The organism is Ideonella lacteola, from assembly GCF_038066555.1.
Classification (GTDB): Bacteria; Pseudomonadota; Gammaproteobacteria; order Burkholderiales; family Burkholderiaceae_C; genus Ideonella; species Ideonella lacteola.
On sequence record NZ_JBBUTG010000003.1, the window covers coordinates 280310 to 306705 of the forward strand.

29 protein-coding genes are annotated in these 26396 nt (G+C 68.0%); 19 read left to right on the forward strand and 10 right to left on the reverse strand.

Translation table 11 applies throughout. The annotated features are described in order from the left end of the window. Positions 1-26: 26 nt before the first annotated feature. From AACH06_RS07020 to glpD, 4 genes are all read right to left on the reverse strand, one after another. Positions 27-920, reverse strand: a complete 894-nt coding sequence (locus AACH06_RS07020; RefSeq protein ID WP_341424936.1) for a carbohydrate ABC transporter permease — start codon at positions 918-920, stop codon at positions 27-29. A 70-nt stretch (positions 921-990) separates the two neighbouring features. Beyond that, on the reverse strand, positions 991-2064 hold the full coding sequence (locus AACH06_RS07025; RefSeq protein ID WP_341424937.1) for an ABC transporter ATP-binding protein: 1074 nt from the start codon (positions 2062-2064) through the stop codon (positions 991-993). A 1-nt stretch (position 2065) separates the two neighbouring features. After that, the gene (locus AACH06_RS07030; RefSeq protein WP_341424938.1) at positions 2066-3136 is read right to left on the reverse strand and encodes an ABC transporter ATP-binding protein; all 1071 of its coding nucleotides are present in this window, start codon (positions 3134-3136) and stop codon (positions 2066-2068) included. A 30-nt stretch (positions 3137-3166) separates the two neighbouring features. Then, positions 3167-4771, reverse strand: a complete 1605-nt coding sequence (glpD, locus tag AACH06_RS07035; RefSeq protein WP_341424939.1) for a glycerol-3-phosphate dehydrogenase — start codon at positions 4769-4771, stop codon at positions 3167-3169. Positions 4772-4971: 200 nt separating this feature from the next. On the opposite strand from glpD, the gene AACH06_RS07040 reads away from it, so the two are divergent. Then, the gene (locus AACH06_RS07040) at positions 4972-5739 is read left to right on the forward strand and encodes a DeoR/GlpR family DNA-binding transcription regulator (protein ID WP_341424940.1); all 768 of its coding nucleotides are present in this window, start codon (positions 4972-4974) and stop codon (positions 5737-5739) included. Beyond that, entirely contained in the window at positions 5736-7313 is a 1578-nt protein-coding gene (gene glpK / locus AACH06_RS07045; RefSeq protein ID WP_341424941.1) for a glycerol kinase GlpK, read from the forward strand. The genes AACH06_RS07040 and glpK overlap by 4 nt, the downstream gene beginning before the upstream one ends. Positions 7314-7361: 48 nt before the next feature. On the opposite strand, the gene AACH06_RS07050 is transcribed toward glpK, so the two are convergent. After that, positions 7362-7892: a hypothetical protein gene (locus AACH06_RS07050; protein ID WP_341424942.1), complete on the reverse strand. Its 531-nt coding sequence runs from the start codon at positions 7890-7892 to the stop codon at positions 7362-7364. A 464-nt stretch (positions 7893-8356) separates the two neighbouring features. On the opposite strand from AACH06_RS07050, the gene AACH06_RS07055 reads away from it, so the two are divergent. The 15 genes from AACH06_RS07055 to AACH06_RS07125 all read left to right on the forward strand — a co-directional run bounded on the left by AACH06_RS07055 (position 8357) and on the right by AACH06_RS07125 (position 17522). Next, positions 8357-8647, forward strand: coding sequence for a RebB family R body protein (locus AACH06_RS07055; RefSeq protein ID WP_140626222.1), 291 nt, complete (start codon positions 8357-8359; stop codon positions 8645-8647). 44 nt (positions 8648-8691) lie between these two features. Further along, on the forward strand, positions 8692-8961 hold the full coding sequence (locus tag AACH06_RS07060) for a RebB family R body protein (protein WP_341424943.1): 270 nt from the start codon (positions 8692-8694) through the stop codon (positions 8959-8961). A 32-nt stretch (positions 8962-8993) separates the two neighbouring features. Further along, on the forward strand, positions 8994-9260 hold the full coding sequence (locus AACH06_RS07065; RefSeq protein WP_140626220.1) for a RebB family R body protein: 267 nt from the start codon (positions 8994-8996) through the stop codon (positions 9258-9260). A gap of 62 nt (positions 9261-9322) precedes the next feature. After that, positions 9323-9595, forward strand: a complete 273-nt coding sequence (locus tag AACH06_RS07070; protein ID WP_341424944.1) for a RebB family R body protein — start codon at positions 9323-9325, stop codon at positions 9593-9595. Positions 9596-9630: 35 nt separating this feature from the next. Next, positions 9631-9867, forward strand: a complete 237-nt coding sequence (locus tag AACH06_RS07075; protein WP_341424945.1) for a RebB family R body protein — start codon at positions 9631-9633, stop codon at positions 9865-9867. Further along, positions 9864-10457: a RebB family R body protein gene (locus AACH06_RS07080; RefSeq protein ID WP_341424946.1), complete on the forward strand. Its 594-nt coding sequence runs from the start codon at positions 9864-9866 to the stop codon at positions 10455-10457. Before AACH06_RS07075 ends, AACH06_RS07080 begins: the two co-directional genes overlap by 4 nt. Positions 10458-10482: 25 nt before the next feature. Beyond that, the gene (locus tag AACH06_RS07085) at positions 10483-10830 is read left to right on the forward strand and encodes a hypothetical protein (RefSeq protein WP_341424947.1); all 348 of its coding nucleotides are present in this window, start codon (positions 10483-10485) and stop codon (positions 10828-10830) included. A gap of 24 nt (positions 10831-10854) precedes the next feature. Further along, on the forward strand, positions 10855-11970 hold the full coding sequence (locus AACH06_RS07090; protein ID WP_341424948.1) for a hypothetical protein: 1116 nt from the start codon (positions 10855-10857) through the stop codon (positions 11968-11970). Next, positions 11967-12377, forward strand: coding sequence for a hypothetical protein (locus AACH06_RS07095; protein WP_341424949.1), 411 nt, complete (start codon positions 11967-11969; stop codon positions 12375-12377). The genes AACH06_RS07090 and AACH06_RS07095 overlap by 4 nt, the downstream gene beginning before the upstream one ends. A gap of 65 nt (positions 12378-12442) precedes the next feature. Further along, entirely contained in the window at positions 12443-13159 is a 717-nt protein-coding gene (locus AACH06_RS07100) for a hypothetical protein (protein WP_341424950.1), read from the forward strand. Continuing rightward, positions 13156-13800, forward strand: a complete 645-nt coding sequence (locus AACH06_RS07105) for a hypothetical protein (RefSeq protein WP_341424951.1) — start codon at positions 13156-13158, stop codon at positions 13798-13800. The genes AACH06_RS07100 and AACH06_RS07105 overlap by 4 nt, the downstream gene beginning before the upstream one ends. A gap of 15 nt (positions 13801-13815) precedes the next feature. Next, positions 13816-15990 carry an alpha/beta hydrolase gene (locus AACH06_RS07110; RefSeq protein ID WP_341424952.1) on the forward strand — a complete coding sequence of 725 codons (2175 nt, stop codon included), beginning with the start codon at positions 13816-13818 and terminating at the stop codon, positions 15988-15990. A 9-nt stretch (positions 15991-15999) separates the two neighbouring features. Further along, positions 16000-16407 carry a hypothetical protein gene (locus AACH06_RS07115; protein ID WP_341424953.1) on the forward strand — a complete coding sequence of 136 codons (408 nt, stop codon included), beginning with the start codon at positions 16000-16002 and terminating at the stop codon, positions 16405-16407. Between the two features lie 79 nt (positions 16408-16486). Beyond that, on the forward strand, positions 16487-16750 hold the full coding sequence (locus AACH06_RS07120) for a hypothetical protein (protein ID WP_341424954.1): 264 nt from the start codon (positions 16487-16489) through the stop codon (positions 16748-16750). A gap of 28 nt (positions 16751-16778) precedes the next feature. Then, positions 16779-17522 carry a glycoside hydrolase family 25 protein gene (locus AACH06_RS07125; protein WP_341424955.1) on the forward strand — a complete coding sequence of 248 codons (744 nt, stop codon included), beginning with the start codon at positions 16779-16781 and terminating at the stop codon, positions 17520-17522. A gap of 5 nt (positions 17523-17527) precedes the next feature. On the opposite strand, the gene AACH06_RS07130 is transcribed toward AACH06_RS07125, so the two are convergent. Then, positions 17528-19207, reverse strand: coding sequence for a helix-turn-helix domain-containing protein (locus AACH06_RS07130; RefSeq protein ID WP_341424956.1), 1680 nt, complete (start codon positions 19205-19207; stop codon positions 17528-17530). Positions 19208-19502: 295 nt separating this feature from the next. On the opposite strand from AACH06_RS07130, the gene AACH06_RS07135 reads away from it, so the two are divergent. Both AACH06_RS07135 and AACH06_RS07140 read left to right on the forward strand, forming a co-directional pair. Continuing rightward, entirely contained in the window at positions 19503-20528 is a 1026-nt protein-coding gene (locus AACH06_RS07135) for a Gfo/Idh/MocA family protein (RefSeq protein ID WP_341424957.1), read from the forward strand. An 84-nt stretch (positions 20529-20612) separates the two neighbouring features. Next, a complete protein-coding gene (locus tag AACH06_RS07140; RefSeq protein WP_341424958.1) occupies positions 20613-21407 on the forward strand; it encodes a hypothetical protein in 795 nt (264 codons plus the stop codon). Between the two features lie 22 nt (positions 21408-21429). Here AACH06_RS07140 and AACH06_RS07145 read toward each other — a convergent pair whose 3' ends face one another. The 4 genes from AACH06_RS07145 to AACH06_RS07160 all read right to left on the reverse strand — a co-directional run bounded on the left by AACH06_RS07145 (position 21430) and on the right by AACH06_RS07160 (position 26391). Continuing rightward, the gene (locus AACH06_RS07145; protein WP_341424959.1) at positions 21430-22170 is read right to left on the reverse strand and encodes a glycine-rich domain-containing protein; all 741 of its coding nucleotides are present in this window, start codon (positions 22168-22170) and stop codon (positions 21430-21432) included. A gap of 73 nt (positions 22171-22243) precedes the next feature. After that, positions 22244-23548, reverse strand: coding sequence for a tryptophan--tRNA ligase (locus AACH06_RS07150; protein ID WP_341424960.1), 1305 nt, complete (start codon positions 23546-23548; stop codon positions 22244-22246). A 134-nt stretch (positions 23549-23682) separates the two neighbouring features. Next, positions 23683-24765 carry an AraC family transcriptional regulator gene (locus tag AACH06_RS07155; RefSeq protein ID WP_341424961.1) on the reverse strand — a complete coding sequence of 361 codons (1083 nt, stop codon included), beginning with the start codon at positions 24763-24765 and terminating at the stop codon, positions 23683-23685. Between the two features lie 60 nt (positions 24766-24825). Beyond that, on the reverse strand, positions 24826-26391 hold the full coding sequence (locus tag AACH06_RS07160) for an FGGY-family carbohydrate kinase (protein WP_341424962.1): 1566 nt from the start codon (positions 26389-26391) through the stop codon (positions 24826-24828). Positions 26392-26396 lie beyond the last annotated feature (5 nt).

Consider the following 26396-nt stretch of genomic DNA (forward strand, 5'->3'; position numbering starts at 1 on the left):
TTGGGCGTGGCGAGGCGACCAGCGGATCATTCGGCGCCCCCTTCCTTGTCGGCGGTGCCCACGCGCTGCATCCAGTTGTAGAGCACGAAGCAGAACAGCAGGATGATCAGGAAGTAGATCAGCGAGAACGCTGCCGCCGGGCCGAGGTCGAACTGGCCGACCGCCTTCTGCGTGAGGTACTGCGACAGGAAAGTCGTCGCATTGCCGGGGCCCCCGCCCGTCAAGACGAACGGCTCGGTGTAGATCATGAAAGAGTCCATGAAGCGCAGCAGCACCGCGATCATCAACACACCGCGCATCTTCGGCAACTGAATGTAGCGAAAGACCGCAAACTTCGAAGCCCCATCGATGCGCGCCGCCTGGTAATAGGCATCCGGGATGGAGCGAAGGCCCGCGTAGCACAGCAGCGCCACCAGCGGCGTCCAGTGCCAAACGTCCATCAGCAGCACCGTGAGCCACGCTTGGGTGGCATCACCGGTGTAGCTGTACTCGATGCCCAGCTTTTGCAGCGCCGCGCCCATCAGGCCGATGTCGGCACGGCCGAAGATCTGCCAGATGGTGCCCACCACGTTCCACGGAATCAGCAACGACAGTGCCACGATCACCAGCGTGGCAGAGGCCTTCCAGCCCTGGGCGGGCATCGACAGTGCCAGCCCGATGCCCAGCGGAATCTCGACCGCCAGCACCGCGAGAGAGAACTTGAGCTGGTTCCACAAGGCGGCGTGCAGGTCTTCGTCACGCATCACCGAGGCGAACCACTCGGTGCCGACGAACACGCGCCGCTCGGGCGAGATGATGTCCTGCACCGAGTAGTTCACCACCGTCATCAGCGGCACGATGGCCGAGAAGGCGACGCACAGGAACACCGGCAGGATCAGGAACCAGGCTTTCTGGTTGACGGGTTTGGTCTGAACACTCATGGAGCCCCCTTGACACGAGGTGTCGTCCCCCCGAGGGGGAGCCATCGACTGCGGAGCGGCCGGGCGACGATCATTCGACCAACTCCTCATTCGCATAGAAACAGGTGTGGGCGCCCAGCACCTTCAACCGCACGCTCGCACCCGTCGCCGGGATGACGGCATCCGGCGCGAGCCGTGCCTTCAGCGTCTGCTTGCCTGCGCGGCAGGTCACCAGCACGTAGGTGCCGATGTCCTGCACCTGCACGACGGTGGCCGGCAGGCCGCGCGCGTCGTTGTTCGTCGCGATCGCGAGGTACTCGGGTCGGATGCCCAGCTGGAGCTCGCCGTCGGGCAGCACCCGGCCGGCATCACCCAGGGGCTGGCCGTTGACGACGAGCTGGCCGGCACGTGCCTGGACCGGCAGGAAGTTCATCCCGGGCGAGCCGATGAAATGGCCGACGAAGGTGTGGGCCGGCCGTTCGAACAGCGCATCGGCCGAGCCGACCTGCACCGCCTTGCCGCGCGTCATCACGACGACCTGGTCGGCGAAGGTGAGCGCCTCGACCTGGTCGTGCGTCACGTAGATCAGCGTGAGCTTGAGTTCGTGGTGGATCTGCTTGAGCTTGCGCCGCAGCTGCCACTTCAGGTGCGGGTCGATCACCGTCAACGGCTCGTCGAACAGCACCGCCGACACATCGGGCCGCACCAGGCCCCGGCCGAGCGAGATCTTCTGCTTCTGGTCGGCGGCGAGACCGGCGGCGCGCATGTTCAGCTGGTGGCTCATCTCCAGCATCTCGGCGATCTGGCCGACGCGCTGCTGGATGACGTTCTCGGGCACCTTGCGGTTCTTCAGCGGAAAGGCGAGGTTCTCGGCCACGGTCATCGTGTCGTAGATGACCGGGAACTGGAACACCTGGGCGATGTTGCGCGCCTGCGGGGTGGCGCGTGTCATGTCCTGCCCGTCGAACTTGACGGTGCCGTGCGACGGCACCAGCAGGCCCGACATGATGTTGAGCATGGTCGTCTTGCCGCAGCCCGAGGGGCCGAGCAGCGCGTAGGCGCCGCCGTCCACGAAGCTCATCTTCAGCGGCAGCAGCGCGTAGTCGCCATCCTCCTTCGGATTCGGCTTGTACGAGTGCGCGAGATCGAGGTCGATGCGGGCCATGTCAGTTCTTCCCTCGCTGCGGCGCCACCAGCAGACGGCCGCCCTGGTCAAAGACGTAAACCTGCGACGGGTTCAGGTGCAGCGTGATCGGCGCGCCCAGGCCGAAGTCGTGCACGCCGGTCAGCTGCGCGACCAGCTCGCCCACGGCGGTGGCCACGTGGACGAAGGTGTCCGAGCCTGAAATCTCGGCGAGCTCGACCTTGCCGGCGAGGGCGACATCACCCGGCCGCGCCTGCACGCGCAGTGCGCTGGCGCGTACGCCGATCGTCAAGGCGCGCGATGCGGCCGAAGGCAGCGGGATCTGCAGGTCCGGGCCTGCATTCATCTTCACCCCGATCGAAGCGGCTTCGCCCGCGATCAGGTTCATCGGCGGGTCGCTGAAAGCGCGCGCGACGCGGATGGACGACGGGGTATGGAAGACCTCGGCGGTCGGCCCGTACTGCAGCAGCTCGCCGGCATCCAGCACCGCGGTGTAGCCCCCCAGCAGCAGCGCTTCGGCCGGCTCGGTGGTGGCATAGACGACCGTCGAGTCGCCGGTCGCGAACAGCTGGGTCAGCTCTTCGCGCAGCTCTTCGCGCAGCTTGTAGTCGAGGTTGACCAGCGGCTCGTCCAGCAGCATCAGCGGGGCGGCCTTGGCCAGCGCGCGCGCCAGCGCCACCCGTTGCTGCTGCCCGCCCGACAGCGCGGCCGGCAGCCGATCGAGGAACATCTCGATGTGAAGCTTGGCGGCCAGCTCCCGCACGCGGCCGGCCACGTTCTTTTCGCCCCGCAGCTTCAGCGGCGAAGCGATGTTGTCGGCCACCGTCATCGACGGGTAGTTGATGAACTGCTGGTAGACCATCGCGACGTTGCGCTCGCGCACAGGCATGCCGGTCACGTCGCGCCCGTCCACGCTGACGCGCCCCGCGGTCGGCGTGTCCAGCCCGGCCATGATGCGCATCAGGCTCGTCTTGCCGGCCTGGGTGGCGCCCAGCAGCACGGTGACCGCGCCCGGGTGCGGCGCGATGCTCATGTCGTGCAGCCATGTCTCGGCGCCGACCTTCTTGCTGATGCCCTCCAGCGTCAGCTGCATGATGCGTTGTCTTTCATGGGTTGGTTCGTTTCAGGGGGCCAGCGTTTCGGCCGCGGTCGCCTGCGTGGCGGCGCGGTCCATCCAGGCACCCACGCGGGCGCGCTCGGCGGGCGTGTAGTGCAGGCCGAGCTTGCTGCGCCGCCACAGCACGTCGTCGCCCGTGAGCGCCCACTCGGTGCGCCGCAGGAACTCGAGTTCCGCTTCGTACAGGCCGGGGGCCACTTCCGCGCCCAGGTCTTCCAGGCTCTGCGCCTGGCCCAACAGCTCGCCGAGGCGGCCGCCGTAGGCGCGTGAGAGGCGGCGCACCAGCACGGTGGGCAGCCACGGATGTCGGGCGCCGACCGCATGCACCAGGCGCTCGAAATCGGTGTCCGGCTTCTGGGCCTTGCCGATCCAGGCCGAGAGGTCTCCGCCGGGCAGGAAGGCGCTGCGCGTCCAGGCTGGGCGGCGCTCGCCGAGCATCTGGCCCACCTCGTCGGCGGCATCTTCGGCGAGCTTGCGGAAGGTGGTGATCTTGCCGCCCCAGACGCTCAGCAGCGGGGCGCCCAGGCCGCCCCCGGCGTTGGCTTCCAGCAGGTAGTCGCGGGTCACCGCCGAAGGGTCGCCCGAATCGTCTTCCAGCAACGGGCGCACGCCGGCGTAGCTCCACACCACATCGGCGGGCCGCACCGGGCGGCGGAAGTAGCGGCTGGCCTGCTCGCACAGATAGGCCGTCTCGTCACCGCTGATGCGCGCGCCGGCCGGGTCGCCGTGCAGTTCGACATCGGTGGTGCCGATCAGTGTGAAGTCGCGCTCGTAAGGGATGGCGAAGATGATCCGCTTGTCCGGGTTCTGGAAGATGTAGGCGTGGTCGTGGGCGAAGCAGCGCGGCACGACGATGTGCGAGCCCTTCACCAGCCGCAGGCTCTTGGTGGCCAGCGCCTCGCCCCGAGCCGGCAAGGCGGTGCCGCGCAAAAACGATTCGGCCCAGGGGCCGGCGGCATTCACCAGGGCCTTGGCGGTGACCTGCTGCTCATGGCCGTCTTCTCGCTGCAGCGTGGCCAGCCAGTGGCTGTCGTGGCGCTCGGCGCGGGTCACCCGGGTGCGGGTCAGCAGCGTGGCGCCCTTGGCACGGGCATCGACCGCATTCAGCACCACCAGCCGCGCGTCGTCCACCCAGCCGTCGGAATAGACGAAGCCGCGGGTGAACTCGGGCTTCAGCGGCGCGCCGGTGGCGTGGGTGGTGAGATCGATGCCGCGCGAGCCGGGCAGCACTTCGCGGCGCGCCAGGTGGTCGTACAGGAAGATGCCCAGGCGGATCAGCCAGGCCGGTCGCATCGTCGGGTCGTGCGGCATCACGAAGCGCAGCGGCCACATGATGTGGGGCGCGCTCTTGAGCAGCACCTCGCGCTCTTGCAGGGCCTTGCGCACCAGAGAAAACTCGTAGTACTCGAGGTAGCGCAGCCCGCCGTGGATGAGCTTGGTCGACGACGACGAGGTGTGCGAGGCGAAATCGTCGGCTTCGGCCAGCAGCACGCGCCAACCTCGGCCCGCGAGATCGCGGGCGATGCCGCAGCCGTTGATGCCGCCGCCCACGACGAGCACGTCGCACGCCAGCGGCCCGGAGCCGGAGGCGTTGGCGGCGTGCGAGCTCACGCCGTGGGGTGCGTCGTTGAACAGGGTTGTCTCCTGAAGTCGTCTGGGGGCAGCGGGCCAGGCGCATGAAACGCGCTCAGCCCGTGTTCCTCTTTTTTCGTTTTACCGCACTCAATGTTCGTTTGCAAGTTCGTTTTAGTCGTTTTCCTTTCGGGTTTGCTCTTATTGGCCCTCCCCACGTGACCGGGACAATGTGCGGCATGACCCCCAATCCGCGCCAGTCCGAGCTGCTGGATGCCGTGCGCGCCGACGGTGTCGCCACCGTCGAGGCTCTGGCCGAACGATTCGGCGTGACGCTGCAGACCGTGCGGCGTGACGTGAAGCTGCTGGCCGAAGCCGGCCTGCTCGCCCGTTTTCATGGCGGTGTGCGGCTGCCCAGCTCGACCACCGAAAACATCGCCCATCGGCAGCGCGAGTCGCTGAATGCCGATGCGAAACAGCGCATCGCCAAGGCGGTGGCCGCGCGTGTGCCGAACGGCTGCTCCATCCTCATCAACCTGGGCACGACGACCGAGGCCGTGGCGCGCGAGCTGCTGCGCCACAAGGGCCTGCGCGTCATCACCAACAACCTCAACGTTGCCGCCATCCTGGCCGACAACGTCGACTGCGAAGTGATCGTGGCCGGCGGCGTGGTGCGCAACCGCGACCGCGGCATCGTCGGCGAGGCCGCGGTGGACTTCATCCGCCAGTTCCGCGTCGACATCGGCCTCATCGGCATCTCGGGCATCGAGGCCGATGGGTCACTGCGCGATTTCGACTACCGCGAGGTCAAGGTGTCGCGGGCCATCATCGAGCAATCACGCGAGGTGTGGCTGGCCGCCGACCACAGCAAATTCAACCGCCCGGCGATGGTGGAGCTGGCTCGCGTCGACCAGCTCGACCTGCTCTTCACCGACCAGACCCCTCCACCGCCTTTTCCCGCCCTGCTGGCCGAGGCCGGCGTGCAGCTGGAGTGCGTGCAACCATGACCTACATCCTCGCCCTCGACCAGGGCACTTCGAGTTCGCGTTCCATCGTGTTCGACGAGCGTGGCCGCATCGTCGCGATGGCGCAGCAAGAGTTCCGCCAGATCTATCCGCAACCGGGCTGGGTCGAGCACGATCCCGAAGAGATCTGGTCCACCCAGCTGGCCACGGCGCGACAGGCGCTGGCGAAGGCGGGCATCACCGCACGCGACGTCAAGGCGATCGGCATCACCAACCAGCGTGAGACCACGGTGGTGTGGAACCGGCGCACCGGCCAGCCGGTGCACAACGCCATCGTCTGGCAGGACCGCCGCGCCGAGCCGCTGTGCGCGCAGCTGCGGGAGCATGGTCTCGAGCCCCAGGTGCGCGAGACCACCGGCCTGATCATCGACGCCTACTTCTCCGGCACCAAGATCCGCTGGATCCTCGACCATGCCCCGGGTGCCCACATCGCGGCGGCGCAGGGCGAGCTGGCTTTTGGCACGGTCGACAGCTGGCTGCTGTGGAAACTCACGGGCGGTCGCGTCCACGCGACGGATGTCAGCAACGCGTCGCGGACGATGCTGTTCGATGTGCGCCACAACCGTTGGGACACCGGCCTGCTGGGGGCCTTGCACGTGCCCGAAAGCCTGCTGCCCCACGTGTACCCGAGCAGCCACGTGTTCGGCGAATCCGATGCCGATGTGCTGGGCGCGCCCATTCCCATTGCCGGTGTGGCGGGTGACCAGCAAAGCGCGTTGTTCGGCCAAGCCTGCTTCAAGGCCGGGTTGGCGAAGAACACCTACGGCACCGGCTGCTTCATGTTGATGCACGCTGGCGGCCATTTCCAGACGAGTGCGAACGGCCTCATCACCACCAGCGCCGCCCAGCCGACCACCACGCCTGAGTTCGCGTTGGAGGGCAGCGTGTTCATCGCAGGGGCGGTGGTGCAGTGGCTGCGCGACGGCCTGCACGCGATCAAGTCCAGCTCCGAGGTGCAGGCGCTGGCCGAGAGCGTGCCCGATTCCGGCGGCGTGATGTTCGTCCCGGCCTTCACCGGCCTCGGCGCGCCTTACTGGCAGCCGGATGCCCGGGGCACCATCGTCGGGCTCACCCGCGGCAGCAACGCGGCGCACATCGCGAGGGCGGCGCTCGAGAGCATCGCCTACCAGAGCGCGGCCCTGCTGCAGGCCATGGGCCGCGATCTGTCGGCCCCTCGCCCGGCGGGTACGACGGGCGGTGCCCCCGGAGGCGCCGGGGCGGCTCTGGAGCCGCCGAGCGCTCGGCCCGGGGCGACGATCGTCTTGGGTGGCGTGACCGAGCTGCGCGTGGATGGGGGCGCTTGCGTCAACAACCTGCTGATGCAGTTCCAGGCCGATCTGCTCGGCATCCCCGTGGTGCGGCCCCAAGTGATCGAAACCACCGCACTGGGGGCCGCCTACCTGGCGGGGCTGGCCACCGGGGTCTGGAAGAACCTCGACGAGCTGTCGGCCCAGTGGCAGGTCGAGCGCCGCTTCGAGCCGACGCTGCCACGCGACCGGGCCGAAGAACTGATGGCGCGCTGGGAGCGCGCCGTGCGGCAGGCCGTCGCGCCTTGATGCGCCCTCGGCGACGCGCGGCCCGGCAGCCGGCGTCGCCTGTGCCGGTCACTCGCCGGTGGCCGCACTCATCACGAAAGTGAACTTGTACTGGCAGTCGCAGGTGGCCGTTTCCTGCACCCAGAAGCTGTAGGTGCCCGCACCCAGCGGCGGCACGAAGCCCTTCGATCCCGACCCTTGGCCTATGGCCGGCAGGATGTCCTTGCCTTCGTCGGATGTGCCGTACAGCGCATAGCCCAGCAGATCCTCAGGCGAGCCGCCCACCGGTGGCACGGTGACCTGCTTGCCCTTCTGGATGCCGATGAATGACACGTTGATGCCGACCTGGGTTTCGGGCTCGAGGATGATCGCGCTCAGTTGCTGCCCGGCAGGGATCTTGATGGTGAAGTAGTCGCGGTCGGTGGTGCCGCTCTTCGTGCCGTACTTACCCGAGATCACGTTGTTGCCCAGCTTGAGCTTGACGGCCGTCGGCGTGGCGCCGCTGTTGGACAGATCGCCCGACTTCTTCTCCGAATAGCCAGCCGCCATGGCGCTGGTGCTGAACAGCGAAGCCGCCAGCCAGAAATACATTGCTCGCATGCCTTCATCTCCTGTGCTTGTGTGAGCTCGCGCCCGATGCGGCGCGGCCGAGAAGCTAGCAGCCGGGCGGCGCTGGCGATAGGCGGGTTCTAGGGGTGCATGTGATGCAACCTTTTGCCCGAAACCAGGCACGTGGCCCGCTCAGGTTTCCCCGCATTCCGTCGATTTCGCCGTACGGCCTTGGCCGGTGGCGCGCCAGCTTCCGCGTCTGCCGGGCAGCCCCTGCCGCCCAGGGGCATGGCCCAGGCGGCGAAATCGCGCATCGATTCGCCCGTATTCCAACGCCCGAGCGTCGCCGCGTTGCGCGAATCAACCGCCATTTCCGTCAGCGCCGCCGATCGTCCCGGGGTGGCGCTGCATAGCATGGATTCACCGATCGACGCCCACTCACGGGGCACCGGCCGGCTCGAATCGCGAAGTCCTTCCCGGCCGCATGGGCGGCCCTGCACTCACCAGGAGAAGACATGGCATTCCCGACCGCTGTCAACGACCAGATCACCGACTCCGTCACCCAGGCCAACACCAAGGTTCTGGGCGACGCGCCGGCGATCGCCATGGGCAACCTGTACCAGGCCACCGCGCAAGCGCTGGCCAACGCAGCCCACAACGCCACCAACGCCCAGCAGCAGAGCTACGTGACCGCCCAGTCGGCCACCACCATGGGCGTGGCCACGCTGTACTCGATCGACACCGCCTCCACCGGCGTCGCCACCAAGGACATCCTGAGCACTGGTGTCAAGGGCCTGGGCCCCTGAGCCTCGCAGCTATCCGATAGATCACCAGCCAGGAGACCACCGACATGGCATTTCCCACCGCCGTCAACAGCCAGATCACCGATTCGATCACCCAGGCCAACACCAAGGTGCTGGGCGACGCGCCGGCGATCGCCATGGGCAACCTGTACCAGGCCACCGCGCAAGCGCTGGCCAACGCAGCCCACAACGCCACCAACGCCCAGCAGCAGAGCTACGTGACCGCCCAGTCGGCCACCACCATGGGCGTGGCCACGCTGTACTCGATCGACACCGCCTCCACCGGCGTCGCCACCAAGACGGTGCTGGGCGCCTAGAGCCCGCATCGTTTGTGACAAGGAGCTGAGGCATGGCATTCCCCACCGCCGTCAACAACCAGATCACCGACTCGGTGACGCAGGCCAACGTCCAGGTGCTCGGCACCTCGCCGGCCATCGCGATGGGCAACCTGTACCAGGCCACCGCGCAGGCGCTGGCCAACGCGGCGCACAACGCCACGCTGGCTCAGCAGCAGATGTACGTCACGGCCCAGGCCGCGACGACGATGGGCGTCTCGCTGCTGTACTCGCTCGACACCGGTGCCACCGGTGCCGCCACCAAGAAGATCCTCGGCTGACGGCCCGCGCTGCCGGCTGACTCTTCCCTTCATCACCCCTCGACCCGCAAGGAGAAAACGTCATGGCATTCCCAACCGCCGTCAACAGCCAGATCACCGACTCGATCACCCAGGCCAACACCAAAGTGCTGGGCGACGCCCCCGCCGTGGCGATGGGCAACCTGTTCGTTGCCACGAGCCAGGCCCTGTCGAACGCTGCGCACAACGCCACCAACAACCAGCAGCAGTCCTACGTGACCATGCAGGCCTCCACCACGCAGGGGGTGTCGACACTGCTGTCGGTCGACACCGCGTCCACGGGCATCGCCACCACCGAGATCCTCGGTCTGAAGTGATCCGCCCGCGGGCCGGGTGACGCGGGAGTCGCGGCTTGTCCGCCACCTCGGGCGTTGCCCGCATCGCAGGGCCATTGGGCGAAGGATCGGCGCTGGCCATCGGCTTGGCGCCGTCCTTCGCGATGGGCATGACCTATGTCGCGATGGCCGACAGCCTCGGCCTCGCGATGGAGAACGCCGTGGCCAACCAGCAACGTGGGCAGGTGCTCGCGGGAGCTGCGCTGGCCCAGGTCCTCGCTTTGATCATCACCAAGGGAGCCGCCAGCTCATGAGCGACGACAGCACCGTCAACAGCCAGATCGTCGACGCCGTCAGCAGCGTCGTGACGCTGACTTCCGGCCAATCGCCGTCCCAGGCCCTGGGCATGCTGGATGCCGTGCTGCTCGAAACGCTCGGCATGGCCATGCACAACGCGGTCAACCGGCAGCAGAGCGCCGGCATGATCAGCTCTGCCGCCGTGACGGCGGCGTGCGCCAAGATGCTGGCCGCCCCCTTTCCGATCGAGTTGTCGCCGCCGCCGGCACCGGTGCCGCCACCGGTGGTGGTGCCCGTGCCGCCACCACCGCCTGCGCCGCTGCCCCCGGCGTCTTTGATCGCCGCGGCGATGGCGGAAGGCCAGTCGGCCATCCAGGTGTTGCAGGTCCAGGCCTCCGGCTCCAGCCAGGATGCCGCCACCGCGCAGGCCGACCTGAAGCAGTTGGCGCAAGCCGCCGCTGCGCCACCACCACCACCACCACCGCCACCGCCACCGCCACCACCGCCGCCACCACCACCACCACCGCCACCGCCACCGCCACCGCCACCGCCACCGGCACCGGCACCGGCACCGGCACCGGCACCGGCACCGGCACCGGCCGGTTGATGGCCAGACAACCCAAGGAGCGGTCATGGACCCCACCACGGTCAACGCCCAGGTCGTTGACGTCATCAATCAAGTTCAGCGCGCCACGCTGGCACCGCAGGTGGTGCTCACGAGCGGGGCAGGCAAGGCCTACCAGTCGGTGGCGCAGTCCACGGCCATCGCCGTGCAGGACGCGACCGATGCGCTGCGCAACATCTCGACCATCGCCACCACCGCTGTCGGCGTCGCGATGGCGCAGTACCTGGCCACGGGCGACCAGAAGTACGCCAATGCCATCAGCAAGGCCCAGGAGCTGATGCAAGGGGCCACCGAGGACTACACCAAGATCGGTGCCGCGGCCGCCTCGGTCCTCAAAGGCTTCCCGGCGGGTTGAGCCTCGTCCACAGGAGCGCATGCCATGTCGATTTCTGTCGCCGGCCGACCCATTCCCCAGCCGTCGTCGCTGTCCGATCTGTGCCGCCTGGTGCTGGCATTCGTCGACGGAGGGCAGGAGTGGTTGGCCTGGGCTCTGGCCAGCCCGAGCGCACGCTATGACTTCGACGACGAAACCATGCTGGTCTCCCAGGTGCAGCAGGGCTTGCATGCGTCTGCGTGGACGCTGTTGCCCACACTGTCACTGATGGTGAGCCCGGTGAAGCTGATGACCTTGGGCTTGGCGGACCTGCGCGTATTGGCTCGAGCCGAGGGGGGCGATGCCAGCACGGTGACCGCATCGCAAAAGCAGCGGGTTTTGGCCGATCACGGCTTGCTGGTCCAGTCCGATCTGGCAGCGGTCGACACCTGGCTGGCCGGGCTGGGGGTGGGCGGCGCCGCTGTGTGCCAGGCGATGAGCTTGAACGACCGCGTGGCCGTGGGTGAGTTGATGCGAGGCTCGTTGCCTGACTCGACCGTGTCGGGTGACGCTGCGACGGAGGCCGAGGCCGCGGCGTTTGCCGTGCAGCAGGCGCGCACACCGTCCGAATTCGTGGACTACATGCGCTTCTACCAAGCCCTCGCCGCCCAGCCCGATGCCACGTCGCTCGGTGCCCAGGGTCGCCATGACCGCGCGGTGCAGCGGATGCAGGCGCTCTTGCCCTGCTTCTTCGGGGCGCTGGATTGTCCGCAGGTGACCGGCCTGCCGTCTCCGGGCGCCGTGGCGCAAGCCGTCAGCGCGTGGCTGACGACAGGGCGCCGCATCGGCTTCGCGCGCCTGTCCGAAGGGCTGCAGCAACTCGTGATGCATACCGCTTACCGCGACGAAGCCGGCGCGGCGGCCCAGCGCATCGTCGACCTCTACCTGGCGTCGGCACAGTCGTTCCTCGCCTCCGCACGCGTGCGGCACGGGCGCATGGGCCAGGACGGCGCGACGTGCCTGTATCCGCTCGAGGTCGGGCAACAGCAGGCGCAGTTGCAACTCGGCGCGAACGGGGTGATCTCGCTGCGCAGCTATGGCCTGGTGCCGGCTCGCCCCGCGACGCCACCGCCGCCTTCGGCGGCTGCGACCGATGTGCTTCAGATGGAGACCCAGTCATGACCAGCGATGCCTCCGACTCTTCGCCGGCTGTTGCCCCGGGCCCGGCTTCGGGGCCGGCCTCGGCGCCGATGGCTCCGGAGAGTGCTGCCGAGTTGGCGCAGCAGGCGGTGCAGATTGCAGAGCAGCAGATCCAGGCCGCGATACAGGCGGTCGACGGCGCACTGAAATCGGCCATGACCGTCACCGCCCGGACGGATCTGAGCCAGGCGGCTTCCCGAGCCGTCGCTCAAGCCGAGGCTGCACTCAAAGATCACGAGGCGGACGTGGCGCGAGCCATGCAGCAAGCCCAGCAGGCCCAGCAAGAGGCGCTGGCCACGGCACGGCAGCAGGTGGATGCCGCTGTAGCCGCGGCGGTCGCGGGCACACCGTCGGCAGGCTCCGCCGTTCCGGCGGCACCCGGCGGCTGAGCGAGGCGGCGCAACTTCAGTCTGGCGGCGCAGCGCCTCGGCCGCCCGAACCCAAGGTCTCTTCCATGCCAAACATCTTTCCTTCCGACGGGCCGGCGGGCGTGGGCACCGGCGACCCCACGCAGGGACTGCTGCAACTGCAGCTGTCCGCCGCGCAAGCCACCAACAGCCGCACGGGCTTGGCGCTGACGGTGGAGGGCGACAACAACCCCGCAATGCTCTACGCCCGGCCGGACCGGCCGAGCGGATACGCCTGGCACCTGTGCCGCAATCAGCAGGACGCCGCCGGTTTGACGCTCCACGCCAATGGTGATGTCAACTGCGGCCGCACGCTCACTGTGGAGCAGGCCCTGCTGGTCTCGGAGGTGGCAGGTTTCCAAGGCGGCATGAACGTCAGCGGCGGCATTCGTGCCAGCGGCGACGTCGAGTTGCGCGAGAAGGTGGAGATTGGCGGCACCTTGACCACCGGCAGAGATGCCACGTTCAAGCAGAACGTCTCCATCGGCGGTGCGCTGAAGATCAAGAACTGGGAGCTGTCGGTGCCCGACTACGTCTTCGAGCCGGGGTACCGCCTCAGTGGTCTCGACGAGGTGGCCGCCTTTGTCCAGCGCCACCGGCACCTGCCCGACATGCCCAGCGCCGCAGAAGTCGCGGCCGACGGGCTGGATGCCGCCGTGACGCTGATGCTCTTGCTCAAGAAGGTGGAGGAAATCACCTTGCACCTGATCCGGCACGAAAAGCAGTTGAAGTCCCTCCGCGATGCCGAGGAGGGCGCCCCATGAGGCTCGAGGGCTGGCTGGAGACGCCGGCGATCGTCGCGCTGCCGGACCAGCATCGTTCACCCACGGCGCGCCGCAAGGCGCAGGAACTGCTCCGGAGGGATGGGGCGGTGAAGGTCTTCTTCATCGAGTTCCAGCGAACGGCACGTACTTCCTCCCAGCGCATCGCCGACCAGTTCGGCACCACCCTCAATGCAGCGATCTCCGAGATGCTGGAACAAGGGCTCGACGAAGCCCACGCCTGGGAGGCACTGGGCAGCTACTTCCAGGGACTCAACGCCCAGGATGCCCAGCCGGATCTGCGCAGCCTGACCGCCACCGCGATCGGCCACGGCATCCAGGTGCTGGCTGCCGACATGGACTATGACCAGGCGCGGGCCGTGCTGAAGGAGCAGAACCTCAGCGAGGTGAACCTCTTTCTTTCAACGGGGCTGACCATCCGCGACACGTCCGCCGCTTCCTTGATCGCGAAGTACCTGCACAGTGCGACCAGCCTGGAGACCGGCCGTCTGATGCTGTGGGGTGTCAACCACTTCACCGAGAACGTGGCCTTTTCCACCTACTGCGACACGCGGCTGCAGATCCTTCTGGCCCAGCATGGTTTGGCCGTGCATGTGGCGACTGATGACGAGATGGCGCCCTGAAACCAGGAGCTTGCGGTGATCGTCCAATACAACGGAGCCCTCGTGCTCAGCCTCACTGTCGAAGGCCACATCGCCTTCGCCGCCTATTGCGAGGATGAGAACCTGGCCGAGGCTACACCGCAGACGCTGTCGATCACGGCGCCGGATGGCCGTCGCCTGTTGGCTTCGCGGGTGGTCGCCGTCTCAGACACCGCCACCGCGATCGATGTGACGCTGGCCGGCCGGATGTCGGCGAATGCGGTGTTCCCGCCTTCACGATCTCTGCAGATCATTGCGCCCGGTGGCGGCGTGGTCGCTGCGTTGACGCTGGATGGCGACCTGCTGGCCAAAGGTGACGATCGCACCGTGCTGGCCAATCCGGGCGCGACCGGGCCGTTCCCGGTCGATGCCTATGTGTATGCCGACCCAGGGCTCGCTTACCCGAGCGGGCTGATCGCGGGCTACGCCCTGTTCGCGCCGTCCACGGTGGACTGGAACACTGGAACAATCGATCTCTCGGGCGTGATCGACGAGGTCAGCGACGCCTCGCTTTCCAGCCCGGAGTACTGGGCGTTCGCTGAGGCCTATGACGCGTTCCAGGCCAGCGCCACCCTCACAAACGAGATCAAGCTGGTGGGAGCCCGTTCGGCCTACCTGGCCGCGAAGGCGAACTACGCCTGGCCGTTCGACATCACCAGGGTTCCGTTGAACGGCATGGTGTGGGTGCCCAAAGGGGCAGGGCCCTTTCCGCTCATCGTGTTCGCCCATGGCAACCATTCGCCATTGGACAACTCCACCCCGGGCTACCAATACCTCTGCGAGAAGCTGGCCTCGCACGGCATCATCGCCGCGACCATCGATGTCAACTTCCTGAATGCCAACCTGCACGGCGAGAACGGTGCGCGGGCCATCCTCCAGCTCGAGCATGTCAAGCAGTTCGAGGGCTGGAACGCCAGGCCTGGTCATCGGCTGCACAACAAGGTCGACACGAGCCGGGTGATGCTCGCGGGCCACTCGCGGGGCGGCGAAGCCGTTGCACACGCCTCGATGTTCAACCGCATGACGAGCTTCACGCCGGCGTGGCGTCGGGCGCCCGTGGCCATCGACGGAACGGGTACCCAGCCCCTCGGGCCATACGCGTTCGGCCTGCGCGGGCTCATCGCGATCGCACCGACCGACGACCAGTACAAGCCTGTCGCCCCATTGCTCCATCAAGGGGTGGTGTCGACGGTGATCGATCGCACCAGCTACCTGTTGATCCACGGCACGATGGACGCCGACGTCGTGAGCTTCGACGGCTATCGCGCCTACGACCGCGCCTTGCCGTATGACCTCGACCGGATGCGCGAACCGGCCACGGGCTACAAGGCCTTGATGTGGGTCTACCAGGCCAACCACAACTACTTCAACACCACGTGGGGACACGACTCGGACCAGGACCCGGTGAAGGTGATGGACCCGAACCTGCAGCGGCAGCTGGCGTCGGTGGTCTTCGGTGCCTGGGCGCAGGTGCACCTGCTGGGGCGGTCGTCGTACTGGCCCATCGTGCGCCGACCGCAGCTGGCGCGCACCAACGCCTGGCTGTCGGCCGACGTCACGCTCGTGTCGCAGTACCACGACCGATGCCGGCTGTGGGTGCACACCTTTGACAACTCCGGCCTGCTGCAGGTGAGCGCTCCGGTGACGGGCGTCCCCGATACCCGCAACTGCACGGCCGAGCAGCGCTACCTGGCGGTGAGTGACCCCGGCGATCTCCATCGGGATGACCCGACCGGATTCCTCTATCAACAGACGGGCGGTTTGCGCGTACTGTGGAACACCAGCGGCGAACGCTACATCGTCTCCGACCTGGATTTCCATGGCGATACGGCACGCTTGCAGGTACTCAGCGTGCGCGCGGGCCAGTCCATCGAGGCGCAGAACCCCGCAGACACGCCACAGGACTTCCGAATCCTGGTGACCGATCGTGCCGGAACCACCTTTGGCGCTCAAGCCTCTGCCTATGCCGCGTTGCCGTATCCGGGGCCGCTGTCCGATCCGCCCGATCTCAGCGAGTACGAGCGCAAGACCGTGATGCAGACCCTGCGCATCCCGCTGAGCGAGATTGCCGGTGCCGGCGTCAATGTCAGGGAGATTCGCCGGATCGAGTTCGTCTTCGACGTCACCGCCAAGGGCGTGATGTATTTCGACGATCTTCAGTTGTCGCTGTAGGAGCAGACGATGATGCGTGCACGTGACTGGCATCACCTGGTGGCGGCGACGGTGGAGAACCGTGCACCCAACGCGGCCGACATGCGCCACCTTCTGCACCGCGCAGGCGGTGATCACACCAAGGCGGGGCGGGTGGTCCACCACGTCACGCTCCACCTGCACGGCCTGCCGCCGTTCACGTCCAGCGCCTTCGAACTGCACATCGGCGATGAGCACATCACCCACTACCACGCCGTGCCGACCGGCATCGCCTTCCGTGTCCACCATGTCGACGACCTGTCGCGGCTTTACGGCCAGCCGATCCGGTTCGTGGGCAACCGGGGCCAGACGCTGAACACCGGCCAACGATTCCCCGATCTGCGCGCCCACCTGACCCAGACCGTCGGGCACCACTGGCGCAAGGTCTACGGCCCCTGAGCCGCGGCCGGCATCGAACGCCCCGGCCTGATGTGCGATGTGCGTCCGCTGAACCTGAAACTGCTCGAAAGGACACAGCATGCCGAAAGTCACCCTGCGCCTCGTTGGCGGCACCGACAAGGAGAACCTCACCGCGATCGTGGTGGGCAATGAACGCTGGGGCCAGAACGGCCACGCCTGGGGCACCGCAGCCGAAATGACGGGCGACGATGACCCCACCTACACCACGTACTACGGCAAGGGCGAGGGCAACCCTGAAGGGTTTGTCGAGATCGGCGACCAGGACATCACCTTCAATGTCACGGCCGATGGCTCCGGTCAGACCTCGCTGGTCGCCGCCTGAGGGCGCCCGCCGGGTGAGTGCGATGCCGGTGATCCGCCGATGTTTGGGCGCCGCGGCCGGGGCTGTGCTGGGCCTGGCCCTGGCGGCGTGCGACCGTGCGGGTGCTCCTGCCGCGGTCGCGTTGCCGGCGTCGGCAGTGCCTGCGAGCGCTGTCGCCGCCGTCAGCCCCACCTTGATCGACGGCGTGGACCTGTCGAACTGGCAAGGCCAGGTCGACTTCGCGCAACTCAAGGGGGCCGGCGTCGACTACGTGTTCATCAAAGCCAGCCAGGGGGCCACGGTGGCCGATGCGGACTATCCCCGCAACATCCAGGCGGCACGCGCGGCCGGGCTGGCGGCGGGCAGCTACCACTTTTACGTGACCGGCGATACGCCACAGGCGCAGTTCGCCAATTTTTCGTCCCAGGTCCAACTCCAGCCGGGCGACCTGCCCCCGGTGATCGACATCGAGTCGTTGAACGGTGGATCGTCCGCCGAGTTGGTCGCCGCGTTGAAGCAGTACATCGGGTTGGTGGAGCAGCGGTACGGTGTTCGGCCCATCATCTATGCGGGCGAGTCGTTTGCGAACGGGTACCTGGCAGGGCTGTCCGCCTACCCGTTGTGGCTGGCCGACTACACCTCGGCGTCCACACCGAAGATGCCATCGGACTGGTCCGGCTGGACGTTCTGGCAATACAGCCAGACCGGCCGCGTGGCTGGCGTGGACGGAGCGGTCGATCTGGACCGATTCCACGGCGACCTCGACAAGTTCCGCGCGTTGCAGGTGCGATGACGCGGTCAGCTTGGCTCGCCGCGGTGCCGGTAGTCACGCGGGCTGCTGCCGATGATGCGCCGGAAGCACTTCTCGAAGTGGCTGAGGTCGACGAAGCCGACGGTGAGCGCGATGTCCGTGATCCGGCGCCGGGGGTCTTCGGCCATCAGCTGCCTCGCCCGCTCGATGCGGATGTGCTGCAGCAGTGACTTGAACGTCGTTTTCAGTGTGGTACGGAACAGAAAGCTCAGATGCGACGGACTGACATGCGCCTGTCGTGCGAGTCCGTCCAGCGAGATGGCATCGGCGTGGTGCTCGCCCAGATAGACGAGCGCCTTTCGCAGCCCGTCGTGCAACCGGGCCAGTTCCGGCAGATTGCGGGTCATGGCGCAGCGTACCCAGTGCGCCAGCGGTGGTTCGGCAGGCCGCGGTGCGGGCGGCGGCAACGGGGCGGAAGGAGACGGGCGCGGCGCGATCCGCCTGTCGGCCGCCAGGTGGGGCGCATGGTGCAGCAGGTCGGCATAGCGGATCGGCTGCCCGCGCGACATCACGGCCAGGCGGGCGATCACCCGCTCCAGCTCGAAGAGGTTTTCTGGCCAGGCATGCGCGCGGCACTGGGCAAGCAGGTCGTCAGTCAGCAGCCGGCCGGCGTCGAACCCTTGGCGCTCGATGGCGGCGGTCACCAAGGCCTCGATGTCTTCTGGCCGCTCGCGCAACGGCGGCACCCGGGCCCGCAGGAAATCGAGCTCGGCCTGCAGGGCGCGCGAGAAACCACCCTGTTGCGCCAGGCTGTACAGGTCGGCCGTACTGGATGCGATCACCCGCAGTTCGGGTGCGGCGGGGGTGCTGAGCCTCTGTCCCAGGCGCGAGTGCATGTGCTGCAGCAGTTCTTGTTGCAGCGGGGGTGGCAGCTCATCGATGCCGTTGAAGAACAGGGTGCCCCCATGGGCTTGCTCGAACCATTGCGCCGGCTGGCCTCCCGCCGAGGCACAGGGCACCTCCACGAACGGCGCGGCCGCGCAGGGGCCGCAGCAGTGGATGGCCGCTGCCAGCAACGCCTTCTCGGTGCCGAATTCGCCTGTCAACAACACGGGCAGGGTGCTGAAAGCGGCCATTTCGACGAACGACTCGATGCGCAACAGCGCTTCCGATGCACCCACCAGGAGCAAGGGTCGGCCGAGCCGCTGGCCGGCCCAGCGCTGTGTCTCGAAACGCATCGCGAGTCGAGCGCAATGGGCGGCGAACTCCTCGCACATGGTCTGCCAGGCCACGGCGCCTGGTTGGGCCGCGGGCCACTCGAGTTGCAACTCGCCCAGGGCCACGTTGCCATACACCAGTGGGAACGCCGTCGGTGGTGCCGAAGGCCCCGGGCCGTGGCTCCCGTTGCTCGGCTTGGCGGGGCTGGCCGCGGTCGCGACGGACGGGTGGTGCCGTCCATTGCGCGCGTGTCCGTTCGTGCCATCGATCCAACCGGCATTGAACGCACCGGCAGCCGATTCGAACGCCAAGGTGCCGAGCCCCGACAGGCGCAGCTGTCCGCGCCGTGCGGCCACTTGGCCAGCCAGCGAGCCCATCAGTCCGCGCAGCAGCTCCGGCAGCGTGCGCTTGGGGTGGTAGGCCCCGCGTATGAACTCGCCGACCAGCGGCGCCCGGCTTGGCCTCCGGCGCTCGACCCGCCCCGCAACGATGTCCGTTTCCAGCACCATGGCATTTGTTGTCGATGCCGACGCGTGTCACCAGACACATCGTTCGGTGGTTCTCTGCCGGACACCTGCACCGATGCCCTGACGTCGCCTCCGAACACTGCGGTCGCCTCCCAGCGACTCCACCCACGGGTGGCTCGATGCCTTGCCGACTCAGGCGTCGAAGAATAGGGGGGGCGGTACCCGCGTCAACCTGTCAGGGCTGACAGATTGACGCAGTGGCAGGAAATGACGAGTTAGCGCCCGCGGCCGTCGAACGGGATGCGGCCGGGCCACGCTGGCTTCGCATAATGTGCCAATGAAGTCATCAGAGTCGTTCGGTTGGTGCCTGGTCGGCCCCGGCCGCATCGCCCATCGCTTTGCCGAGGCGGTGCATGGGCTGCCAGGCACGCATCTGGCCGTGGTGCATGGCCGTGATCCGGCGCGGGCCGAGGCCTTTGCCCAGCATTGGACGCGTGACGGCGTGGTGCCCGTCGCGGCCACGGATCGGCTGGACGAAGCGTTGGCGCGGCCCGATGTCCATGGCGTCTACGTGGCCACGCCGCACTCGTTCCATGGCCCCGCGGTGCGCGCCGCGCTGATGGCTGGCAAGGCGGTGCTGTGCGAGAAGCCCATGGTCGCCAGCGCGGCCGAGGCCCAGCCTCTGATCGAGTTGGCTCGGCAGCGGCGGGTGTTTTTGATGGAGGCGGTGTGGACGCGTTTTCTGCCGCTGTACCGCACGGTGGGTGGCTGGTTGCGTGACGGCGCCATCGGCCCGTTGCGCGGCATGCAGTCCAGCTTCTGCTTTCGTACCGAGTACGAGCCGCACAGCCGGATGTACGACCCGGCCTTGGCCGGCGGCGCTTTGCTGGACATCGGCATCTACAACCTCACAATGACGCGCTGGGCGCTTCAACAGTCGCTCGGCACCTGCCCCGAGCCGCAGGCCATGCAGGTCACCGGGCGCCTGGCGCCGACCGGTGTCGACCAGCGGGTCTGGGCGATGCTCGATTTCGGCGACGGATTGGTGTCGCAGTTCACCTGCGGCTTCGATGGCCCGGCCGACAACGGCCTGCGCATCGCCGGCGAGCGCGGGCACATCGTCGTGCCCCGAACCTTCTGGGAGGCCACCGAGGCCGAGTTGCACGTGGGGGGCGAGGCACCGGTGGTGGTGCGTGCGCCGCTGGCGATCAACGGCTTCGAAGGTGAGATCGACGAGGTGGTCCTCCGCGTGCGAGCCGGCGAAATCGAGAGCCCGGTGATGCCGCTGGACGAGACACTCGCCACGCTGGGGTGGATGGACCGGCTGCGCGCTGAGCTGGGCGTGCGCTACCCGTTCGAGTGAGCTTCGACATCCCCGTGCTCAAGGCCGGAACACGCTGCTTTTTCGGCGTTCGCGGGACTCTCGAGCAGCGCAGACTGCCCGCTCATGAAGGTCGGTCGCCTGTGCTTCGGTCGTGCTTCGCGCTGGTCTCACGCCGCTTTTGCGTGGGTCGCGACCGTGGCGGTCGGACTGGTGCCCGCCACGTCGGTGCGCGCAGACCCGGGTTACTACGTGCTCGCTCCTTACGACAACGACGGGCTGCGGGTCGTGGACCTGCGCTACTGGACCGTGAAGCACCATGGCGAGCCCGAAGTCATCTGGCCAGAGGTGGGCTTGGGCTACGGCATCAACAGCCGCTGGATGACAGAGCTGCTCTACAGCACGATCGGCCCGGCGAACTGGGACATCGTGCCCAGCTCACTGGCGTGGCAGAACGAGTGGTTGCTGACGCAAGGTGAGTGGCCGATCGACCTGGCGCTGCACGCCAGCCTGATCCGCGAGGCTGGCGTCGATGGCCGCATCTGGTCGATCGAATATGGCCCGTTGCTGCAGACCGACTGGGGACGTACCCAGCTGAATGCCAACGTCTTGTTTGAGCGCCGATTCGAGCCTGACGACACGCAGCCGATCCAGATGAAGTACCAGTGGCAGATTCGGCACCGCTGGCATCCATTGATGAACTTCGGATTGCAGGGCTTCGGTGAGCTGGGCCCATGGAGCCACTGGGATGAGGCCGGCCGGCAGTCTCATCGTGCCGGACCGGCACTCTTTGGCCATGTGGATCTGGGTGACGGCGATGCGTCAGCCCAGACGCTCGCCTACCAGGCGGCCTACCTGTTGGGCAGCGTCTACCGCCGGCGCGGCAGCATGTTCACCGTGCGGGTGCAGTGGCAGTTCTGAGGCGGTGCTTCTCGCCCGACCCTCAATCGCCACCCCCGCCCCCGCAGCCGCCACCGCCACAGCCGCCTCCATCGCCGCCGCCGCCATCACCCCCACCATCTCCACCGCCGTCGCCGGATCCCCAGCCGTCACCACCGCCGCCATCGCCAAAGCTGCCCTCGCCGGATGAGGACAGATCGGCGCCGCAGTAGATGACGGTGCCGTCGTCGGCGCGGCGCAGCGTCGATCGGCAGTCGAGTGCGTAGATGAAGCCGCCGGCGATACCCAGCTTGTGGTCGAGCGCGAACAGCAGCGGCATCCGGGTGGGCTGCCGCGGGTTGATGTTCTCGAGCTTGCAGACATACCACCAGCAGCGGCGCAGGCCGGCATCCGCTTTCTGGCCGCCGCCGTTGAGCACGGCCGCTGGCGTGTGGTGCAGAAAGCGGCCGAACGCGCGGCGGCAGAACTCGTCGTAGTTGCGGGTGTAGAGGATGAACTCGTGCCAGAGGTCGTCGGCCGCCTGGGAGGGCATCGACACATAGCGCCGCCCGCTCTTCAGATGGGCGAGGAAGAACTGCCGCAGCGCGGTGGCGACGAGCTGGCAGTCTTTCAAGCTCAGATCTGGCCGGCGCTTGCGCAGGGCTTCGAACAGGCCGCGCGGCAGCGGGGCTTCGCGGATGAAGGCCTCGCGCCGCAACGCGCTGTCGCGGCGCCACCACCAGATCAGTGTCGCCACCAGCATCACCACCACGAAGGGGCTGATGGCCTGAATCGCTCTGAGCATGCTGCTGGTCACCTCGTTCCTCCCTGCGCAGCGGTCCGCGGGTGCAGCCCGCGGTGTGATCGGTTCTGGTTGCTTACTCGGCGGCCGCCAAGAGCGCGGTCAGTGCCTCGGCCACGTCGTGTTCGGTCACACCTTCTGCGCGCGTGACCGGCGCGCCGGCCAGCGCCGCAGCGCCCTCGGTCTTCAGCTTCTTCACCCATTCGCCCGCATCGCGGCCACCAGCGAAGGCCTCGCTCTGCAGAAGCACCCGGCCGTCGTGGGCGCTGAGCTTGAAGTAGAAGCGGCCATCGGCCTCGCGGTACTGCTTGAACACGGGCAGCGCCGCTTTGGCCTTGGGCGCGTCGGCCACGGTCGTCTTCAGCGGCTGGAAACGGCGCAGGCCCACCGCTTCGCGCAGCCGGGCGAGCAGCGGGCCGGCCAGCCCCCGCGCCTTGGCGGCACCTTCCTGCAGCGCCGCCTCGATGCGCTCGGGGTGGGCCATCAGGGCGTCGTAGTGGGCGCGCATCGGGCCGATCTCGGCGTCGATCAGGTCGTACAGCCGCTGCTTGGCCTCGCCCCAGGCGAGACCCTGGCGCAGCTCGTGGCGGAAGGCGGTGCGCTGTGCCGGCGTGGCGAAGGCGTCGTAAATGGTGACCAGCGCGCTGCCCTCGGGCTCTTTCGGCTCGCCTGGCAGCTTCGAATCGGTGACGATGCGGGCAATGGCCTCGCGCAGCGCCTTGGCCCCGCCTTCGAACAAGGGGATGACGTTGTCATAGCTCTTGCTCATCTTGCGGCCGTCCAGCCCGGGCAGCAGTTCCATCTCCGCATCCACCTGCGCTTCAGGCAAAACGAAGAATTCTTCGCCTTGGCCGAACAGGTGGTTGAAACGTTGCGCCACGTCGCGCGCCATCTCGATGTGCTGCACCTGGTCTTTGCCCACCGGCACCCGGTGGGCGTTGAACATCAGGATGTCGGCGGCCATCAGGATGGGGTAGCTGTACAGGCCCATCGAGACGTTGGCATCCGGGTCTTCGCCCGCGGCGACGTTGGCATCCACCGCGGCCTTGTAGGCGTGGGCGCGGTTCATCTGCCCCTTCGAGGTGACGCAGGTCAGCAGCCAGGTCAGCTCGGGGATCTCGGGGACGTCGCTCTGGCGGTAGAAGGTGACCTTGGCCGGGTCCAACCCCGCGGCCAGCCAGGTGGCGGCGATCTGCAGGCGCGAGCGTTCGATGCGGTCAGGCTCGTCGCACTTGATCAGTGCGTGGTAGTCGGCCATGAAGTAGAAGCTCTCGACGCCGGGCTCGCGGCTGGCGGCGATGGCCGGGCGGATCGCGCCGACGTAGTTGCCGAGATGCAGGGTGCCGGTGGTGGTGATGCCGGTGAGAACGCGTTGGGACATGGCGGGTGTCGAGGTGATCACGAGGGCCGCTGTGGATCACACGGCGGCGGTTCGCTCGATTGTGGCTGGCTTTTGTGGCCGGGCTTTGGGGGTGGGCCCGGTGGCGGAACGGGGGTGCGGCGCCGACCGGCGCCTCAGGCCGCGCGGCGGGCCGGCGCGGCGGCTTGCGCCTGCACCCGCCAGGCGGCGGGTGTGCAATCGAACCAGGCTCGAAACGCGTGGTTGAAGCTGCTTTGCTGCCGATAGCCCAGCAGGAAGGCCACCTCGGTGAGGCTCAGCCGGGTGTCGCGCAGATAGCGCTGCGCCAGCTCGCGGCGGGTGTCATCGACCAGCGCGGTGAATGGCACACCGGCCTGCGTGAGGCGGCGCTGCAGCGAGCGGGCCGACAGGGCCATCGCCGCGGCCACCTCGCCGAGCGTGGCACGGTCGTGCATCAGGCGTTGATGGATGTGCTCACGCACCTGGCGCAGCAGCGGCGGTTCGTGCGATTCGCGGTCGCGCGCGGCCAGCTTCTCGCCGGCCAGCCGCTCCAGTTCCGGGAACAGGCTGGTGTCGGCATGCGGGATGTGGGCGTCGAGCACCGCGGCGGGAAAGCGCAGTTCGGTCACTGGTGCCCCAAAGCTCACTGGCACACCGAGGGCCCGTTCGTAGGCCTCGATGGGCACCTCGGCCGGTTTGGGGTGGGTGAAGCGCACCTCGCTGGCCGGCAAGGTGCCCCCGGCCAGCCAATGGGCGAAGGCGCGGATGCCGGCGACCACGCTTTCGCTGAGCAGCCGCGCGTTCGGCAGGTCGAGCCAGGGCGAGTGCCAGTAGTAGTGGGCCACGCCCTGGCGCTCGACGATCTCCGAGCGGCCCAGGTCATGGGCCAGGCCTTCGAAGCGGCAGGTCTGGGCGGCGGCGGCCCGGAAGTCGCGGCAGGTGCACAGCACCAGCCCATAGCCGGCGAAGGTGGCCAGCCGCATCCGCTGGCCCACCTGCAGGCCGAACGTGGGCTCACCCAGCTGATTCGCGGCGGCATCGAGCAGATGCAGGTACTGGCGTACCGAAAGGTCCGGCAGCGGCTGCGTCAGGGCCTGCCCACAGGCCTCGCCCAGGCGGCGCAGGTCCGCTCCCAACGCCTGCGCCGTTTCGACCGCGGTGGCGGCGTAGGCGCCCACGACCCGCGCACGTTCCAGCGGCGGCAAGTGCAGGGTGTCGTGGGGGTGGGTGGGCGACATGGCGCGCAGTGTGACGCATCGCGCCGCGCGGCCTGGTCGGGGGCATCCCGACGCGGTGGTTCAGGCGGACGCGGGGAGGATCCGGCGCAACTGGTCGTACAGCGGCGCCAGCCGGCCGTACATGCGACGGTAAACGCCGTGGTACAGCGCGTCGTAGAGCGCTTGGTGACCAGGGTGCGGTTCGAAGCTGCTGCCCAGGCGCGTCATCCCCGCCACCGCGCTGGGGAAGTCGGCATACAAACCCAGACCCACTGCCCCGGCGATGGCGGCCCCGAGCCCGGAGGTCTCGAAGGTGTGCGGCCGGGCCGCGGGCAGGCCGAAGATGTCGGCGGTGAGCTGCATAGCGGCATCCGACTGGGCGCCGCCGCCTGAGACGCGCAAGGTGGTCACGGTGGTGCCGCTGCGCTGTTGGATGCGCACACAGCCTTCTCGCAGCGCATACCCCAGGCCTTCGAGGATGGCGCGGTACAGGTGGGCGCGGGTGTGCACATCCGAGAAGCCGATCACCGCCCCGCGGGCCTCGGGGCCGGGGTGGCGGATGCCGGGCGTCCAGTACGGTTGCAGCATCAGGCCCTGCGAGCCGGGTGGAACCTGCGCCACCAGCCGGTCGAACAGCGGCTCGACGCTGACCCCGGCGCCTGTGGCTTCTGCCACCTCGGGGTGGCCGAACTGCTCTTTGAACCAGCGCACCAGCCAGTAGCCACGGAAGATCTGCACCTCGGTGTTGTAGTGCCCAGGCAGCAAGGCCGGATAGGGAGGCAGGAAGGGCAGTGCCTCCACATAGCGCGGGGTGGTCACGTCGATGGTGGCGGTGGTGCCGTACGAGAGCGCGCCGATGTGCGGCTCGATCGCCCCAGCGCCAACGATCTCGCAGGCCTTGTCGGCCGCGGCGGCGATCACCGGCAGCCCCACGCGCAGGCCGGTGGCTTCGGCCGCATCGGGCGTCAACCCGCCCAGCGTGGTGCCGGGCGGCACCAGCTCGGGCAGCCACTCGCGCCGCACATGCAGCGCCTGCCATTTCCAGTCGCGAGCGCTCGCCCACTGCTGGCGCTTGAAATCGAAAGGCAGGTAGCCCACTTGCGAGGCTGTCGAATCGGCGTACCGGCCGGTGAGGCGGTAGTTCAGCCAGCCCGAAACCAGCAACACCTTGTGCGTGCGGGCCAGCAGATCCGGTTCGTGCTCGGCCATCCAGTTCAGCTCGGCTTCACGCTGGAAGTAGTCGATCGTCTCGTCCACCCGCGCCGCGCGGAATGCCAGCCACCACCCAGGGTTGATCCGAGGCAGCCGGCTGGCGCGGCGCTGGTCGAGCCAGGTGATGAAGCGTCGCAGCGGCTGGCCGGCGGCATCAATGGGCACCAGGGTGCCGCGCTGCGTCGTCACCGTCAGCCCCTGCACGCGCTCGGCGGCGTGGTCGTGGGCGTGCGCCTGCAGCACGCGCCGGCACACCGAGGCGGCGGCTTGCCAGAACGTTTCCGCGTCGTGCTCGTGCCACCCTTCTTGCAGGCTGACGTACTGGTCGAAGGCCAGTTGCGCCTTGCCACGCACCTCGCCGCGCAGGTCGATCAGGAGCGCCCGCACGCTCTGCGTGCCGAGATCGAGCGACAGCATCCAGGGATCGAGGTTCATGCGGC